The 16,264-nt window shown below is 47.3% G+C and carries 14 protein-coding genes and 1 tRNA gene; 8 read left to right on the plus strand and 7 right to left on the minus strand.

What is annotated here, in order from left to right; translation table 11 throughout:
• Positions 1 to 63: 63 nt before the first annotated feature.
• From RIE73_RS20500 to RIE73_RS20510, 3 genes are all read right to left on the minus strand, one after another.
• Positions 64 to 1,050, minus strand: a complete 987-nt coding sequence (locus RIE73_RS20500) for a hypothetical protein (protein WP_446402936.1) — start codon at positions 1,048 to 1,050, stop codon at positions 64 to 66.
• An 8-nt stretch (positions 1,051 to 1,058) separates the two neighbouring features.
• Positions 1,059 to 2,096: a hypothetical protein gene (locus RIE73_RS20505; RefSeq protein ID WP_446402937.1), complete on the minus strand. Its 1,038-nt coding sequence runs from the start codon at positions 2,094 to 2,096 to the stop codon at positions 1,059 to 1,061.
• A gap of 133 nt (positions 2,097 to 2,229) precedes the next feature.
• Positions 2,230 to 2,889: an Npun_F0813 family protein gene (locus tag RIE73_RS20510; protein WP_446402938.1), complete on the minus strand. Its 660-nt coding sequence runs from the start codon at positions 2,887 to 2,889 to the stop codon at positions 2,230 to 2,232.
• Between the two features lie 460 nt (positions 2,890 to 3,349).
• Between RIE73_RS20510 and RIE73_RS20515 the strand changes: the two genes are divergently transcribed.
• From RIE73_RS20515 to RIE73_RS20530, 4 genes are all read left to right on the plus strand, one after another.
• Positions 3,350 to 3,423 (plus strand) — tRNA-Arg (locus tag RIE73_RS20515).
• Positions 3,424 to 3,557: 134 nt separating this feature from the next.
• Positions 3,558 to 3,821, plus strand: coding sequence for a glutaredoxin family protein (locus RIE73_RS20520; RefSeq protein WP_446402939.1), 264 nt, complete (start codon positions 3,558 to 3,560; stop codon positions 3,819 to 3,821).
• A 374-nt stretch (positions 3,822 to 4,195) separates the two neighbouring features.
• Complete coding sequence (locus RIE73_RS20525; protein ID WP_446402940.1) at positions 4,196 to 5,701, plus strand: UDP-N-acetylmuramoyl-L-alanyl-D-glutamate--2,6-diaminopimelate ligase; 1,506 nt, start codon at positions 4,196 to 4,198, stop codon at positions 5,699 to 5,701.
• A gap of 183 nt (positions 5,702 to 5,884) precedes the next feature.
• Positions 5,885 to 7,288: a DICT sensory domain-containing protein gene (locus RIE73_RS20530; protein WP_446402941.1), complete on the plus strand. Its 1,404-nt coding sequence runs from the start codon at positions 5,885 to 5,887 to the stop codon at positions 7,286 to 7,288.
• Between the two features lie 825 nt (positions 7,289 to 8,113).
• Here RIE73_RS20530 and RIE73_RS20535 read toward each other — a convergent pair.
• The 4 genes from RIE73_RS20535 to RIE73_RS20550 form a co-directional block, all read right to left on the minus strand.
• Complete coding sequence (locus RIE73_RS20535) at positions 8,114 to 9,751, minus strand: sensor histidine kinase (RefSeq protein WP_446402942.1); 1,638 nt, start codon at positions 9,749 to 9,751, stop codon at positions 8,114 to 8,116.
• A 131-nt stretch (positions 9,752 to 9,882) separates the two neighbouring features.
• Positions 9,883 to 10,140, minus strand: coding sequence for a hypothetical protein (locus RIE73_RS20540; protein WP_446402943.1), 258 nt, complete (start codon positions 10,138 to 10,140; stop codon positions 9,883 to 9,885).
• Positions 10,141 to 10,192: 52 nt separating this feature from the next.
• Positions 10,193 to 10,330 (minus strand): hypothetical protein, encoded by a 138-nt coding sequence (locus RIE73_RS20545; RefSeq protein WP_446402944.1) that lies wholly within the window; start codon positions 10,328 to 10,330, stop codon positions 10,193 to 10,195.
• Positions 10,308 to 10,574 (minus strand): hypothetical protein, encoded by a 267-nt coding sequence (locus RIE73_RS20550; RefSeq protein WP_446402945.1) that lies wholly within the window; start codon positions 10,572 to 10,574, stop codon positions 10,308 to 10,310. Before RIE73_RS20550 ends, RIE73_RS20545 begins: the two co-directional genes overlap by 23 nt.
• Before the next feature lie 137 nt (positions 10,575 to 10,711).
• Between RIE73_RS20550 and RIE73_RS20555 the strand changes: the two genes are divergently transcribed.
• The 4 genes from RIE73_RS20555 to nusA all read left to right on the plus strand — a co-directional run bounded on the left by RIE73_RS20555 (position 10,712) and on the right by nusA (position 16,195).
• Positions 10,712 to 12,016, plus strand: coding sequence for a general stress protein (locus RIE73_RS20555; protein WP_446402946.1), 1,305 nt, complete (start codon positions 10,712 to 10,714; stop codon positions 12,014 to 12,016).
• A 167-nt stretch (positions 12,017 to 12,183) separates the two neighbouring features.
• Positions 12,184 to 13,701, plus strand: coding sequence for a hypothetical protein (locus RIE73_RS20560; protein ID WP_446402947.1), 1,518 nt, complete (start codon positions 12,184 to 12,186; stop codon positions 13,699 to 13,701).
• A gap of 524 nt (positions 13,702 to 14,225) precedes the next feature.
• The gene (rimP, locus tag RIE73_RS20565) at positions 14,226 to 14,687 is read left to right on the plus strand and encodes a ribosome maturation factor RimP (RefSeq protein WP_446402948.1); all 462 of its coding nucleotides are present in this window, start codon (positions 14,226 to 14,228) and stop codon (positions 14,685 to 14,687) included.
• 86 nt (positions 14,688 to 14,773) lie between these two features.
• Positions 14,774 to 16,195, plus strand: a complete 1,422-nt coding sequence (nusA, locus tag RIE73_RS20570; RefSeq protein WP_446402949.1) for a transcription termination factor NusA — start codon at positions 14,774 to 14,776, stop codon at positions 16,193 to 16,195.
• Positions 16,196 to 16,264 lie beyond the last annotated feature (69 nt).

Here is a 16,264-nt window from a genome sequence, read left to right on the forward strand (position 1 = left end):
TTCCCTATTCCCTGTTCCCTGTTCCCTGTTTCCTAACAAAGGACAAATGACAAATAACAAAATCTATTCCAGCAACGACGCCGTTAACAACGAATAGACCTGACCATCAATCAAAAGGCGGGTAATGCCTTTGGCTTGTAGATAAGAACAGGTTTTCTGTAACATTTTCCCATCAGGCACTTTAATCACGCGCTGGGAACGGTTGGAAAAGCGGCGTGCCACCCGATGATTATCAAACACTGGTAACGTTTGTTGCTGGACTTCCTCAGCCGGAATACCTCCCAAGTCACTAAATTCTCGCAGAGGTCGCGCAATTAATTCAGCGGAACGGTCGATCACTAAATAGCAAGGTTTGGGAAAAGACGCTTCCGACAAGGGTAAGACCTGAATATTTGCCCCCCTGGGAACGTGACTCGTGGTCAGAGGTTCTGGCGTCGTCGTATCGTCCTCGTCCTCGTCTTCGTCCCAATCTTCCTCAAAATCCTCATCTAAATCCTCATCATCTAAATCCATTAAATCTTCATCCAGCAAATCCTCTAAGGGACTGGTTTCTGCCTGATCCATGTCCTCAAGCAGATCGTCGGAGTCTTCTGTATCCCGTTGAGTTTCGGTGCGATTAAACTCCAAAGGCAACTCCCCTTGTTTTGCCTGAGACTCGGCATCAGAGGGAAAGGTTACAGAAGAACGTCTGCGCCGCCGACGTTGGGGATACTCAGATCCTAATTCGTCCTCGTCTGATTCTTCCTCTGCCGATTTTGCCGAGGGTTGGGGTGAGGGAGTAACTGATAATGACTTGGGTTCAATCCGTTCCACTAGCTTGGGTTTGGGCTTCGCTGTTGTTGATGTCCCCGACCCTGGCGTGCGATTGGCTCGCTTTTGCTGGATGAGTGCTTCATAGTCCGATTCCAACAACGTGCTTTTAAGCAAGCGGCTAATCGTTGAATTACTTACACCATAACGATCAGCCAGGGTTGAGGTCGTCTCTTCTGGCTGTCGATACAAGTTCAAAATATTTTTTTTATCGGTTTCAGTTAATTTTCTTGGACTCATAGCTAATTTTAAGTTCGCCGACGTGAACCGCGACGAGAACGACTGGAGACGTCATATTCCAGGGCAGCGCCTATGGCAAAAAGTACGGCACTAAATATAAAGAAGACATCCAGGAGACCTCCGCTTTCATATTCCTGACCACGAGCCTTAGCCAGAGCGTCATAAGCTTTAAACCCCATATCCGCAATGTAGAGGGAAAACGTTGCCGCTGCAATCATGCGCCATGATTGGGCAAAGCGCCCCCCCCAAAATGCTAACAAAAGTGTTGAGGCGATGATGAGTAGGAAGACATCGAAAACGATGTAGACAAAATTCAGCGTTTTCGATAGAGGACTCAGGGCGTTATCCAGGGAAATAACCCAACTGGGCAAGTTTGCCGCTTCTGGAACCTCAGCTTCAGCCGTTCCGGCTGCTTCAGTTGGGTTAACTGCAATCGGTGGTGAAATAGAAGCAAAAAGTAGGGGCGATTCTATCGCTGTTGCTGGCTGAGTTGTCGGCAACCCAGAATTTCCCTGCGACTCTCCGGCTACAGGAGGAGCTAATAAAACCCAAACGGCTAAGGCAATCCCCAAAGCAGCGATTAATCCCACCGTTACCCACTGCTTCCACTCTAAGTTTAAGCGCCTTGGCAGAACCGCTAAAATCATGCCCCAACCAATACAGATATAAGAAATCACGTAAAAGAAATCAGCCGGAGATACATCGGGGTCAAGACCAAAATATAGCTCCCATACCCCGAAGATCAAATTAGCGATAAAGTAAAACAGCATCCCTAAACCAATTCCCAGCCAGACATTACGTCCACTAGCAATCTGAGGGCTACGCCAATTTCTATAGCAGAGTAAAGCAGCTGCCAAAAAGGGTAAACACTCTAGGACATAAGTGCTAAATGAGTACCAAAAGGGATACTCTTCTCCCGGTGGTTTGACGCTAAACAGTAGAAAAAACAGTATGGACACTACTGCCCACCCAATGCCTATATAGACGATATTCTGACCGGTCAGCAGGGATTTAGTTTTAGAGGACTTATCTACAGAACTGCTCATAATGCTTTCTTTAGTTTGAGATCTCTAACCAGGGCAATTACACAATACGTTATTTATTAAACTTAACGGCTGGCGTCCTAAAATTCCATCTTGGCAACCATCGATGATACATTTATTTATCCTTAGTGTTCCCTTATCGCCACAATTTTCCTAGGGGAGAGGATTTGAGCCACTCCATAAACTGACTTTGCTCAGCTGTAGGCATATCCTGCAAAATCTCGCCCACTCCTTCGGCAAAATTCGCATTGCCAAAGTATTCCTTGCCCAAGCGATAGAGTTCCTGTAATAGGGTGATCAGATGGTGTTCTTCCCACGGTGGAACTTGCAGGGTGTTGAGCGGATCAACCGTCAGTAAGTGGTTCACGGCTTCCGGCGAATCGGCTTGGGGAAAATGCCACTGTTGAAAGACATCCGTGATGTCCTTCTGAAACAATCCCGCCTGCCTATTTCCGAGTAAATCTTCAACATCCAGGTAAACCGTTTGCAGGAGTAAGAGACAGGCTTGGGTATAGGGAGCAATTTTGGTATCCGGACCGCCTTCTGCACCGAGTTGCTCCAGACGGATTTTTCCCCACACACTAAAGCGGTCAGGTTCTTCTAGTAAAACACAAGCTTTTCCCTGATTATCTGTCAAATCTCGCCAGAAGGAGCGGGCTTCTTCTTCCTGATGAGCGCGAAACACACTAATCAGGCGAAAGGTTTGCCCCTGGTAATTGAGAATCGGGATTTGCTGCTCTCGCTTCGGGTGCTGAATGCTAGAAATTTCAACATCCTGCCTTTTCAGAATAAACATAACACTGGCAAATGACTCCTGACCGGGCTAGGGGGGTACTACAGGACAAGCTGTAATCTAATTAACCATCTTTGTTGTCTGGGATTTGAGCGAGTGACAGACAAGTACATCCAGTTTATGAGCCATTCCCCTAAACTGATAACTCATCTGTTTTTCACGGCTAGATCCCTCATCCAGGCTCTAAGGGATGGGTGGGGTGGTTGACACAGGTATTTCCACTATGGTGGTCTATAGTAGTTTACCTTGACCTCAAGCTGCTTGAGTCTTTAGTTTCCTCAATATCTAGAAAAGCACCTCGCTACACGCAAAAACCAATGTCGGTTACAATGCTACAATCAACGATATCTTAAATATCTGCTACCCAGCATACAGGCAAGTTCAACGGCGATCGCTAAAATTTGAATCGATTGGTCGATGACTATTGCCCGTTAGGGGTTGAATTTTTGTATTATAAATCTATGCCCTCGTAGCTCAGGTGGATAGAGCAAGGGATTTCTAATCCTTTGGCCGTGGGTTCGAGTCCTACCGAGGGCGCTCTATCCTGGGGAATAAGGTGATGGGACACAGGCGGATGTTAACGTTAGCGAAACCCAACCAGACACGTCCAACACCCTCTCACGCAAGACCTCCCCGTCTTTATTGCTCTAGATGCTGTTGACCAATAGCCAATGACGAATGACACCTTAATTTTGTACAGCAAACCGGGTTGCCATCTGTGCGAAGGTTTACAAGAAAAGCTGGAACAAATTCAAACGTTAGATTTTCAGCTAGAGGTGCGGGACATTACCCAGCGAGACGATTGGTTCCAGGCTTATCAATATCAAGTGCCTGTGCTGTGTTATCACAAAGACGGTAAAGAAACACCACTTCCTCGCCCTTCACCCCGTTTGAGTGTGCCGCAGTTGGAAAAAACGTTACAGAAATATTTGTAAGCCGCAAAGAACAGCAGCCGACTGGGTGTACGCATCGGGTTGCGGTTGGATGGGGGGTTTTTGTGCCAATACACTGTAAATCAGCGTCTTTTGCTTTCGACTTTGCAGTTTAAGGTATTTAATCAGTTTAGGTAGGATTTATCTAGTGCAGCGCGGCTTCAAATACTAACCAGTTAACAAGCGGATTAAAAGCAGCTACATTATGTTCCTTATAGCCTTCTGCCATGGAGCCTTCGGACTTCTGCCTTCTTGTACTAGTGTTCTTTGAGCACCTTGATCGGGATGCGATCGCGTCTGTGTAATCCTACCAAGCAACAGGACGGCTAATCTAAGGTTCTCCTTTACCCCTATCTTATCGTGAGGAGTTGATTGAGATGAAGCTACATGACCTACTAAGGGCAATTCCTACCGTGGTGGAAATGCCGAATCATCCAGCACTTGACGCCCAAATCACAGGAATCTGTACCAATTCCCACGCCTGTCAACCTGGCAATTTGTTTATTGGAATGCCCGGAACCCGTGTCGATGGTGGGGAATTTTGGCAAAGTGCGATCGCCTCGGGTGCTGTGGCGGCGTTAATTTCTCCCCAAGCGGCACAAAAACACCCCCCTCAGCCAAAACCTGATACTGAACCACCCTGTATTATCTGTGCCACTGACATGACAGTCGCCTGCGCCCAAGCAGCAGCGGCGTTCTACGACTACCCCACCCGCCAGCTTCAGTTAGTGGGTGTTACGGGTACGAATGGCAAAACCACGACAACTCATCTGATTGAATTTCTCCTCACCCAAGCCCAACGTCCTACTGCCCTTTTTGGCACCCTTTATGCCCGATGGCAAGGATTTTCCCAAACGGCGGTTCACACCACACCATTTCCCGTAGAACTACAACAGCAGTTACGTTCAGCCGTAGCAGCAGGCTGTGAGTTAGGGGTGATGGAGGTAAGTTCTCACGCCTTGGCACAAGGTCGGGTGTTAGGCTGTGAGTTTGATGTCGCTGTATTTACCAATCTCACCCAAGACCATTTGGATTTCCACCGGGATATGGAGGATTATTTTGCGGCAAAGGCATTATTGTTTAATTCCGATTATCTGCACGGCAAAGCGATTATTAATGCCGATGATCCCTACGGTAAACGCTTAATCGCACAAGTTGGACGCGATCACACTTGGAGTTACAGTGTTCAGGATACCTCGGCAGATTTGTATACGAGTGACTTGACTTATACACTGATTGGTGTTAAAGGAACACTACACACGCCAGTGGGTGAAGTGACATTTAATTCGCCCTTGGTCGGTCAGTACAATTTGTCCAATGTCTTGGCTGCGATTGGTGCAGTGTTAAATTTAGGATTAGATCTCAAAACAGTCGTCACCGCCTTAAACCAATTTCCAGGAGTACCGGGGCGGATGGAACGGGTGCAACTTCAACCGGATCAAGATATTAGCGTAATTGTCGATTATGCCCATACGCCAGATAGTTTGGAGAACCTGCTCAAAGCCGCCCGACCGTTTATTCAGGGGAGAATGATTTGCGTATTTGGATGTGGAGGCGATCGCGATCGCACCAAGCGTCCGAAGATGGGGAAAATTGGCGCAGAATTAGCTGATGTCGCGGTGGTGACCTCCGATAATCCCCGTACTGAAGACCCAGAACGGATTATTCAAGATATCTTAGAAGGGATTCCAGAGACGGTAGAGCCACTCGTAATTAGCGATCGCGCCACAGCGATTCGCACGGCTATTTTAGACGCCAAACCGGGTGATGGGGTGCTAATTGCCGGAAAAGGTCACGAAGACTATCAAATATTAGGGACAGAAAAAATTCACTTCGATGACCGTGAACAAGCGCGAGAGGCTCTAAAACGTCGATTTAGTTGATTCGTCATTGGTCATTTGTCATTTGCGATAATTGAACGGTTAAGTCAGGGCGGGTTTAGTTACATTAGGGTGACAACGAAATGTTAGTAGTAAAACCCGCCCCTACAAAAGATGTTTTATCGGAACTTCTCTACAACCCCTGATAACTGATAACTGATAACTCCCCAGCACCCCAGCAACCTAATGAACCCACCACCGACACCGGATTTGTCTGTTTACCAGCTAGCCCTGGATAATTTGACAACGCCTCAGTCCCTCTCAATCAGTCCAGTGGGACTCAAAACCTTGGTTGGAGCCATGGTTGATGTCCTGATGGAAGAAAAAATCCCCGCCACAATCTGGGTGAAGTCCCCATCCGTCGCCGGGTGGCGGGAAGAATTGTTGCGGTATCGACAACAGAGGAGTATTCCGCAAACCCTCTATTGGTGTAACTGTGTTGATGAAACCGCTGATGCGATCGCGATTCAGGATAACTCAGCCGTTAACCCGGATGCTCCACTGTTCCCCCTTCAGCTAGCCGCCGGAAGCCAGCTTAAACGGGAGTCGTTTTTATTAGTTCTGTCTGACCAATTGACCAGTTTGATTGTGGCATATCAGCTACTTGAGGGGGAAAATCCTGGAAATCAGCCTCAATCATGGCTAGCGATTTGTACCTTTGAACGACGAGTGATCTATCGGGTTTTGCAGGGACTCAGAGGAAGTATTGCGATCGCAGATAGTACGCCCGATGAGTTACTTGCTGGCGGGGACAAGCGATTTCCCTTGGTTCAAGCGACAGATGAGAAGACATTAATCACCCAGGTGTTGGTCAAACAACTACAGCGGACAGGGGAAATTTTACACTCAGGAACAATGACTGAACCGGGACAAGATAGCGCTATCACTCAATTAACCCATCACCTTAGCCATAAAGACGAACTCTTGCGGCGAGTGGCGCAGGAACTGAAAACCCCATTAACGAATATGAAAACGGCGCTGAGTCTCTTAGAGTCGCCGCAACTCAAACCCGCCCAACGCCAACGTTACCTACAGCTACTCAATGGTGAATGCGATCGGCAAAATTCATTAATTGTGGGATTGTTAGATCTCGTTGCAGCCGACGAACCTCAAGCGGGAGTCAAATCTGTCGTGGAATTGGCAGAAATTATTCCCGGTGTGGTGAGTACCTATCAACCGTTGGCTCAAGAGAAAGGAATTCAAGTCGGTTATACGATCCCGGCTGATCTACCGAGGGTTTCCTGTTTAGAAACCTGGTTACGGCAAATCGCGATTAATTTACTGCACAACAGTCTCAAATTTACTCCCGCCGGAGGTCAGGTGAGGGTACTGGGAAGTCTTCAGGGGGAATATGTTCAGTTGGCATTTACTGATACAGGAAACGGAATTGCAGCCAGTGAAATTCCCAAAATTTTTGATAGTTTTTATCGAGGACGCCCCATTCCTGGGGAAGAAATGGGAGCGGGTTTGGGATTGACCATTGTGCAGCAATTGTTATTACGTTGTGGCGGGTCGATTTCGGTGACCAGTCAAGTGGGGAAAGGATCGACGTTTAAAGTATTATTGCCTGTTGTTGGTGATGATCAATGAGACAGGTTGTTGGGGCGGGCTTAACTAAGTAGGGTCTGCTGAATATGTTTTGTGGTGGGGAGAGGGAACAGGGAACAGGGAACAGGGAGGAAGGAGGGAACTTGAATAGCTTTGGTTTCCTGTCGCTAGAATTGATGCGTCCCTGAATTTAGCAGAATACCTATTGAATTTTCCCACAAAATTAGGGGTTGAGGTATTTGGTAGTTGATCATCACCCAGAAGGAAATAATGGTTTGTAGTCAGTGCTTTAGCACGGGAGGCACGCTTTGTACAGACTACCGAAAAGATAGCCTTTATTACCCCTTTTTGAGGAGGCGATTGAAATCGCTGCTACACAAACAAAGTCCGCCTGCGCGGACTGGTTTATAAAGGGGGATAGCTAACCCGGATTTGGTATTAGAACGCTTGGTATCACGCGCCATGCCTGACTAACAAGCGGGGTAAACGTCTGTGCTACCCGACAAAATAATGGTGCGTTACGCTGCGCTAACGCACCCTACAATTTGGGAATAATTGGGAGATAATTTGGGAATAATTTGGCTTACTTTTGAATGATATTTGAATTTCCTTGTTCCGCTTTCTTTTCGTCACCGTCAATGCTTCCAGCTTCGTCAGCGCGTCGGTATAGCGCTGGAGTGCATTTTCTAAATCAAGGGAATTCATGGGAAAATTGTGACATCCTATCCCGTTAATATTTCCTATGGAAATAAACCTGGTGAATTTCCCCACACCCCATACCCCACACTCTACACCCTGTCTTTTTTTTAGCTGTCTTGTCACCCGTTGAGATCGTTGGGTTTCGTTCCCAGGACTCAACCTGCAACATTATACCAATATTCCCTCTTGATTACTGCTACTATTCCTAACTTCCAAAGGTAAAAAGATTGTCATCACTTCCCCAGCTTGTGGTCGCTGACGCACAATTAGTTTACCGCCTAAGGCTTGGAACAAATGCTTAGTTACATTCAAATTCAAACTCAGACTGCCTGTTTCTGGCTGAAACATTAATAACTGACCAATTGACTTTAACGTTTGGCAGGTTGACTGTCCGAACTTATCCAAATTCCCGGAATTGTCTGGATTAGGTTGAGACTGAAATTGCAATTTTAACTGATCTCCGGCGGGTGTGACCTGCACCTGAATGTGACCGCCTGCGGGTAACGTGCGGGTAAAATTCTCCACTAAACCCGTCAACACCTGATCTAACATTGCCGGATTACTCACCACGGTGGGCAGATTTTGCGGTAATACGACATCCAAGCTGACATTACGCCGCTGTGCCTGCTTTTGCCAGTGGGGAATACTATTTTGGAAAATTTGAGCCAATGACATTGATGTGAGATTAACCGGGGCTTCTTTAACCGCTTTGGTTTCTAATTCAACGGCTCTAAAAATTAACTCCATGCGGTTAATCTGTTCAGTACATTCATGATCGATAATTTCCAGACGCCGAATTACTTCTGGCGCTAAATCCCGACGTTTTAATAATAATTTAGTTAAGGTGCGAATCGTCGTCAGCGGCGTGCGGATTTCATGAGTTAAGGCTTGCAATAGTTCCACATCGGGAGTGGCTTCACGAAGATGGGAAACTCGATTATTGACACGGGTTTCGGATTTAGCCAAGGGTTGCCACTCTCGGTCTTCAATTGTCTCCGTGTAAGATGAGTCTTTAGAGGCTTGAGTAACTGAATTAATCGGAGTGACCGCTATGGTTTCATTCTGGGGTTCGGGGGAAGATTTGGGCATGTTTTGTAGCAACTGACGCCCAAATTCCATGACAATTCGATAATCTGGGGACTGAGGGGAAAACTGCTTAACTAATGTATCTAAATAACTCAGTTGATGAGGATTGGCTAATAATAATCGCGGATAAAGAGACGCCCAAGCTTTTTGCACGTCCTCTGGATCAAAGGAGAAGCGAAATCCAGGTACACCATTTGGATCGTCTCCCGCCGCCATAACTAAACTAAAGCCACGGGTAAAGACTAAGCAAAACTGTTCCTCAGTGAGGGAGTCAGCCGGAAATAAACGGAGTTCATAGGTCGTATTAACCGTACCTTGCTCCTGTTCAGATTGAGCTGGAGGCAATTGAAAGGGCATAAAACTCCAGGGGTTTACGGTTTCAGTGGTAAACACCCCAGCTTGGAAATGAGACAGCAAATCCGGGTGACTTAAAACAGGTGCAGGACCGGCTAAAACTAACCCGTTGAGGGAGGTGGAGGTGTCACCTTGATCCGGTTGGCAAATAACCTGTAAGAGTAACTGTTCCAGCGACGCGATCGCACTTTGCCATTCCCTTTGCGATCGCCTTTCGTCTCTCATCCGCTGACTCGCCGCACTGCGCTGTCCCTTATCCATGACAACCGTTGTCGATTCAACCTGAGATTCGACCGGATTGTTCTCTCCAATCTGCGTATTCTGAGCTAAAACTTCGCTGATGTTTGGTAATAACCACTTTTGCACCGCTATCTATCCCCATGAACAGCCAATTCTACATGTCTATCTATGAGGATACTGGCTCTCGTCATCTCTCTGGGGTCGTAGAACCGAACCCATGAGTCGCAATTTCCCTGAAATGGTCATTTGTTTATGTCTTATGTCATACTCGTGCAAGAAGGCAGAAATAACGGAACAGCTAATATCTCCCCCAGCTCCCTCTGCTCCCCCAGCTTCATCGTCTCTACGAAGCTGCTCAAGTTTAACAAGGGGGGAGTAGGAGTAAGAGAAGCAGAAATCTGTTTCCCCGATTGACAAGCATTTAAAATACAAACCGGAATCCCTTTTCCTGTCAACAAATCAGCCAACTCCGACGCCTCCACCGGATCAGCCTTTCCCTGACTTTCTCCCTCCAAAAACTTTCTCCTCCAACTTATCAGATAACGACTTGTATGTAGCCGGACGCAATTACTCCACATTCACCCGTAACTTTGCCGTCTCAATCGCTTCAATTAAGGGACGGGAAATGGTACGATAACCGACATCCTTCTCTTCATCCGGTCGTGCTGTCACCAAGAGTAAATTAATCACCGGAAACGGTGGCATACTTGCCCCAATGGGAACGGGTTTGGTATGCTTCCGCAGCATCATACAATCCACCGCCAGGGGACGCGGTTCCCAATTGGGGAAACACCAACCATTCCTCAAAATACCATTCCAGACTCTGTTCTTGTTTCGGGGTGAAGGGGTCAGTAATCGCGATCGGATAATTTACCCGCCCATCAAAACTGAGAATCGCCGTAAATCCGCTATCGGTTACTTGCTGTTCCCGAATCGTGATCATGGTCATTCGTCATTCGTCCTACTCGCGCAAGCAAGAAGCCAGCTACGTCTTTCTTCGTACAGTGTACAAAATTTATGTCTACCTACTTATCTCCCCCGATTGATGAATATCTGCCATAAAAATGTAGAAATAGGGGTATCAGGGTGAAAACCTATAAAGAGATGGAGGCGGATACTATGACATTAGGTCAATATCAACGCGGTGTGGGGGTCTTTCCGACGCGACAAGCCACCGAAGAGGCTCTCAAACATCTGAGAGATGCCAATTTTCCCATGAACCAAGTATCAGTCATTGCCCGGGATGAGGAGCAAATTGCCGGGGTTGAAGTGCATGACGATACCGAAAATGAAGCCGGAGAAGGTGCGGCGGCTGGTGCAGTGGCGGGGGGAGTGACAGGAGGGATCGTCGGTTTAATTGGTACATTGGGTGCGATCGCCCTTCCTGGAGTTGGACCCATTTTAGTCGGCGGTGCAGCCGCTTCAGTAATTGGAAATACGCTCTTGGGTGGGGCGGTTGGTAGCGCGGCTGGCGGCTTATTTGGGGCGTTACTTGGATTAGAAGTTCCCGAAGCCGAAGCTAAACTTTACCAAGATCGCTTAGAAAAAGGACATTATTTAATCCTGGTGGATGGCACACCAGAGGAAATCAGCCGTGCGGCTTCTATCCTGAAACCTCAAGGAATTCAAGAGTGGAGAAGTTATAACCGTCCTGAGGTGAATACTCCTGCTCCCGGCTATACTCACCCAACGGCGGCTCCGGTGGGATCTCCTACACCCCTTGGTGCGGCGTACACAGGACCCTTTGGTGAACCGTTGGGTGCAACGCCGACGGGTGTAACTCCGGTTACTCCACCACCAACAGAACCAACACCTGTAACGCAAAATCAGCGAGCGATTGGTGTCTTTTCTTATGAGCAAAATTTAAAAAAGGCTCTCGATGGGTTAAAAGCGGCTGGATTTGACATGAACCTCGTTTCAGTGATTGCCAAAGACGCCGAACATCCCGATCAGGTGTCTGGGGTGAGAGTTACTGATCCGGTGAGTCATGAAAAAGCTAAAGATGCAACCACAGGAACTGTAGCTGGGGGTGTCTTGGGGGGATTAACCGGATTACTGGTTGGGTTAGTCACCGTAGCGGTTCCTGGTGTGGGTCCGGTGGTATTTGTTGGAGGCGAAGCCGCCGTGATCGCATCTGCATTAGGTGGAGGAGCCATTGGTGCGGCTGCTGGTGGTTTAGTCGGTATACTCGCGAACTTAGGCGTTCCCGAAGAGCAAGCCAAAAAATATAGCGATCGCCTGTCTCATGGGGATTATTTGGTGTTGGTTCAAGGAACAGATGAGCAAATTCAGCAAGCCGAAACCATTCTGCGCGATCGGGGGATTGAGGAATGGGAGATTTACAACAATCCCAGCGCCCCCATGACTCATCCCGGTCGTGTCTTTCCATAGCCCAAAAAAAGCCGAGTCAAAAACGCCAATCTCACGCATAGTCAGGGTTTGACAGAAACCCTGATCCCTCCTAGGATGGATAGTTCGAGTCAGCACTTACATCAATCCCTTCTGATCAGTCCAAGTTGGGTTATTCAAAACTTGGTGCTGGTCTAGTTCTAAACAATATGTCATCCATCCAAAGACTGACCCCAAGCAAAAGTAAGCGTAAATTTCGTCTTGCCCTTTTGTGGGAACGAGCGGTTGCACTTGTGGCTTCGCTAAATTACCTATTGGTTTTGTTTGACTTAACCTACCTACCTCTAAGAGATTTTTGGCTACATGGGGAAGTCCAATTATTGAGTTTTGACATCGGTCCATGGAGTTTTCCCGGTTTACCCTTAGAGGTTCCCCTACCGCCGATTACCCAGTGGTATGACCCAATCAAAGGGATTCAACCCTATCGAGAAACCGAACAATATTTGGATAAGGTTAATGCATTGGAAGCGGAGATTGATGCAACCAACCTAAGAACAAAACTGAGGAGCTTACAATCTCCTGAAGTCATCCAACTCTTAGAAGATCTGCGCCAACGTAGCGTAGACATGATTGAGACAAACCCATTCCAACTTGCCGATAAAACGGGAGATTTGGAAAAAATAAAAAATAAGATGCGGGAGCATATTGTCAATGACGAGGATTCTGCCAAAGAAGCCTTTAGAGAATTTTGGAGCCAAGAAAACTTAACCGCTAAAGACCCAGAGAATGAACTCGAATTTTTCAACGAGGAGATTCGTCCTTTAATTGAAGCTAACTACTACCGTCCCATTGGAGAAACAGGTGATTTTGTTGATTATTTTGGACTCGTTGATTTCCCGTTTTTCCTAATCTTTTTAACAGATTTCTTGGGTCGTACTTGGTTGATCAGTCGCCACCGCACTGGGGTCAGTTGGCTCGATGCAATGTTATGGCGTTGGTATGACATCTTTTTGTTGATTCCCCTCTGGCGCTGGCTGCGGATTATCCCAGTGACGATTCGGTTGGATCAGGCGAAGTTGATCGATATGAGTGCAATTCAGAAACAAGTGCGTCAAGGATTTGTGGCTGAAATCGCTGGCGACATGACCCAAGTTGTGGTAATTCAGATTATTAACGAACTTCAATATTCCATTCGCCAAGGAGAGATCGCGAATTTGCTTCAGCAACGGGAAGTTCGCCCCTACATCGATCTCAACGAAACCGACGAAGTCGCAGCACTGACTAAGATTATGGTGCAGATGACGGTTAATCAAGTGCTTCCCGCCATCCGTTCCGATGTAGAAGACTTGCTACGGCATAACGTGGACAAAATTTTGAATCAGTCTCAAGCCTATCAGGGACTAGAGAGAGTACCCGGTGTAGAAACAATTCGCAATCAGTTAACCGAACGACTGGTACACCAAATTACCCAAGCGCTCTACAATGGACTAGATGCCGCGATCGCAGATGATCCAGTTGGGGATCAAATTCTGCAACGGTTAATTCGTCATCTGGGCGAAGCTTATGGCTCTCAGATGCAGACCCAGAAAACCTTAGATGAAATTCAATACTTGCTCAATGCTTTCTTAGAGGAAGTCAAAGTCAATTACGTTGAGCGTTTGTCCCAAGAGGACTTAGAGGACATTCTTGACCAAACCCGGGCAATTCGGCAAAAGCGACAGGTGTAAGCTGTTTGGCATTTAAACCTTAATGTCAATAATGACGCCATCCTTGTAGTGTGAGCATCTTGCTCGCTACCCATTCCTTAAATGCATAACAGCTTATAGTGCGAGCATCTTGCTCGCTACTTAATTGATGAGGAGATGGGGGAAGCTAACCCTGAGCGAAGCCGAAAGGTCAACACCTCGGTTGGCGACCCGATCGCACAATGAGCCAAGATTGCGTTAAACTCAAACATAGCAGAGGAGAGATCGACTATATCCAACGAACACCCTCAAGTGTGTCATCCTATTTGGTACTCGATATCACCCTCAAGTATTCCTCAAGGACACCCATCAAGTGGGGGTCGAGGGGGAAGTAGCTGTACCGTTCAGCTTTGATCGAGTGTTCCCTTGAGGGTTCAACTCGGTGAGAAGCTCAAGTTTTTATAACAGAGCATACGGTGGAGATTGTGTCAATTATTGCTAGGCTTCTTGGCATAGATTTTAGATGGTGGTGGGTTGAACCCACTTTTTTTTGTTGAAGTTTTTCTATGACTCATCCCCTGATTCCACAACTAATTGATTTGGCAACCCCAGTAGCCGAAAAATTGGGATTGGAGTTCGTTGGGGCGGTGTTTCACACGAACAGACGTCCCCCTGTACTTCGGGTAGATATCCGCAACCGCGACGGCGATACGGGTTTAGATGACTGTGAACGCATGAGTCGGGCTTTAGAAGCTGAATTAGATGCCGTGGATCTGATTCCTGACGCCTATGTTTTGGAAATTTCTAGTCCTGGGATCTCGCAAGAGCTAACGACAGACCGAGACTTCGTCGCATTTAAAGGATTTCCCGTGGTGGTTAACACGACTGAACCTGACCAAGGACATAAAGAATGGCGAGGGAAATTAATTCGCCGGGATGATACCCGTGTATATATCAACCAAAAAGGACGGGCGATCGCCATTCCTCGCGATCAAGTGACTAAAGTACAGTTCGATGAGCAGGGTTAAACCCGTTTAGATCCTTTGGAATTTAGTCATTGAGCATTGGTTCTGGTGTTCACGACCTACAATAAACAGTTTATGGAGATTTGCCTATGTCTATCGTTAATCTGCCTGGATTAAAAAAGATGATCGAAGAGATCTCTCAAAGCCATAATTTACCGAAATCAGCCGTTCAACAGGCACTGAGAGAAGCACTGATCAAAGGCTACGAGCGCTATCGTCGAGCGCAACGTATGGAGCGACCTCATTTTGATGATGAGTATTTTAACAACTTTGAGGTCGATTTAGATATCGAAGAAGAAGGATTCCGCATTCTTTGTACCAAAACCATTGTTGAGGAAGTTGGCAACACCGATCATCATATTTCCCTCAAGGAAGTTCAAGAGGTGGCTTCAGAAGCGCAATTAGGGGACTCGGTGGTTCTGGATGTTACCCCCGATCAACGTGATTTTGGTCGAATGGCAGCTATTCAAACCAAGCAGGTACTCTCCCAAAAACTCCGGGATCAACAGCGTAAGTTGATCCAAGAAGAGTTTGAAGAGTTAGAAGGAACCGTTCTCCAAGCCAGGGTGCTGCGATTTGAACGGCAATCGGTGATCATGGCGATTAGCAGTGGCTTTGGTCAGCCGGAAGTGGAAGCCGAACTGCCCAAGCGCGAACAATTACCTAACGATACTTATCGCATTGGCAGTACCTTTAAGGTTTTTCTCAAAAAAGTGCGTGAAGGTCCTCACCGTGGACCCCAGCTTGTGGTTTCGCGAGCTTCGGCTGGTTTAGTGGTCTATCTGTTTGCCAATGAAGTCCCAGAAATCGAAGATGAAGTCGTGCGAATCGTGGCGGTAGCGCGAGAAGCGAATCCACCGTCGCGTCATGTCGGACCTCGAACTAAAATTGCTGTGGATACCTTGGAACGAGATGTTGATCCCGTTGGAGCTTGTATCGGTGCTAGGGGATCACGCATTCAAGTGGTTGTTAATGAATTGCGCGGCGAAAAAATCGATGTGATTCGTTGGTCGCCTGATCCCGCCACCTATATAGCGAATGCTCTGAGTCCCGCCCGAGTCGAGGAAGTCTTATTGGTGAATCCAGAAGGGCGTCAGGCTCACATTTTGGTCGCTGAAGATCAACTCAGTTTAGCCATTGGCAAAGAGGGACAGAATGTTCGCCTAGCGGCTCGTCTTACGGGTTGGAAGATTGATATTAAAGATATCGCCAAGTACGACTACGAAGCTGAACACCAGAAAATGCAGGAGTTACAAGCCGCGATCGCCCAGAGGGAAGCCGAACTTGCCGATGAAGAAGAAGATGAGGAACCGCTCGAAACAGAAACTCCCTCACCTGCTCATTTAGAGGCAAAGGAGACGCCTGCTCAACCCTTAGCTGAGGATGAGGAAGACTTAGCCGAGGACGAGGAAGACTTTGTTGAGGACGAGGATGAATTTGCTGAGGATGAATTTGCCGAGGATGATGAAGAATTAGCTTCTGAAGAACAAGAGGAGGATATTTTGTCCTAATCGTAGGAGGAGCCAAACCAGGTGGTAGGGTTCTTCCTACCCCTTCTGTCCTCTGGCTAATCTCAACCC

Origin of the sequence: Coleofasciculus sp. C1-SOL-03 (assembly GCF_040220555.1) — a bacterium.
Classification (GTDB): domain Bacteria; phylum Cyanobacteriota; class Cyanobacteriia; order Cyanobacteriales; family Coleofasciculaceae; genus Coleofasciculus.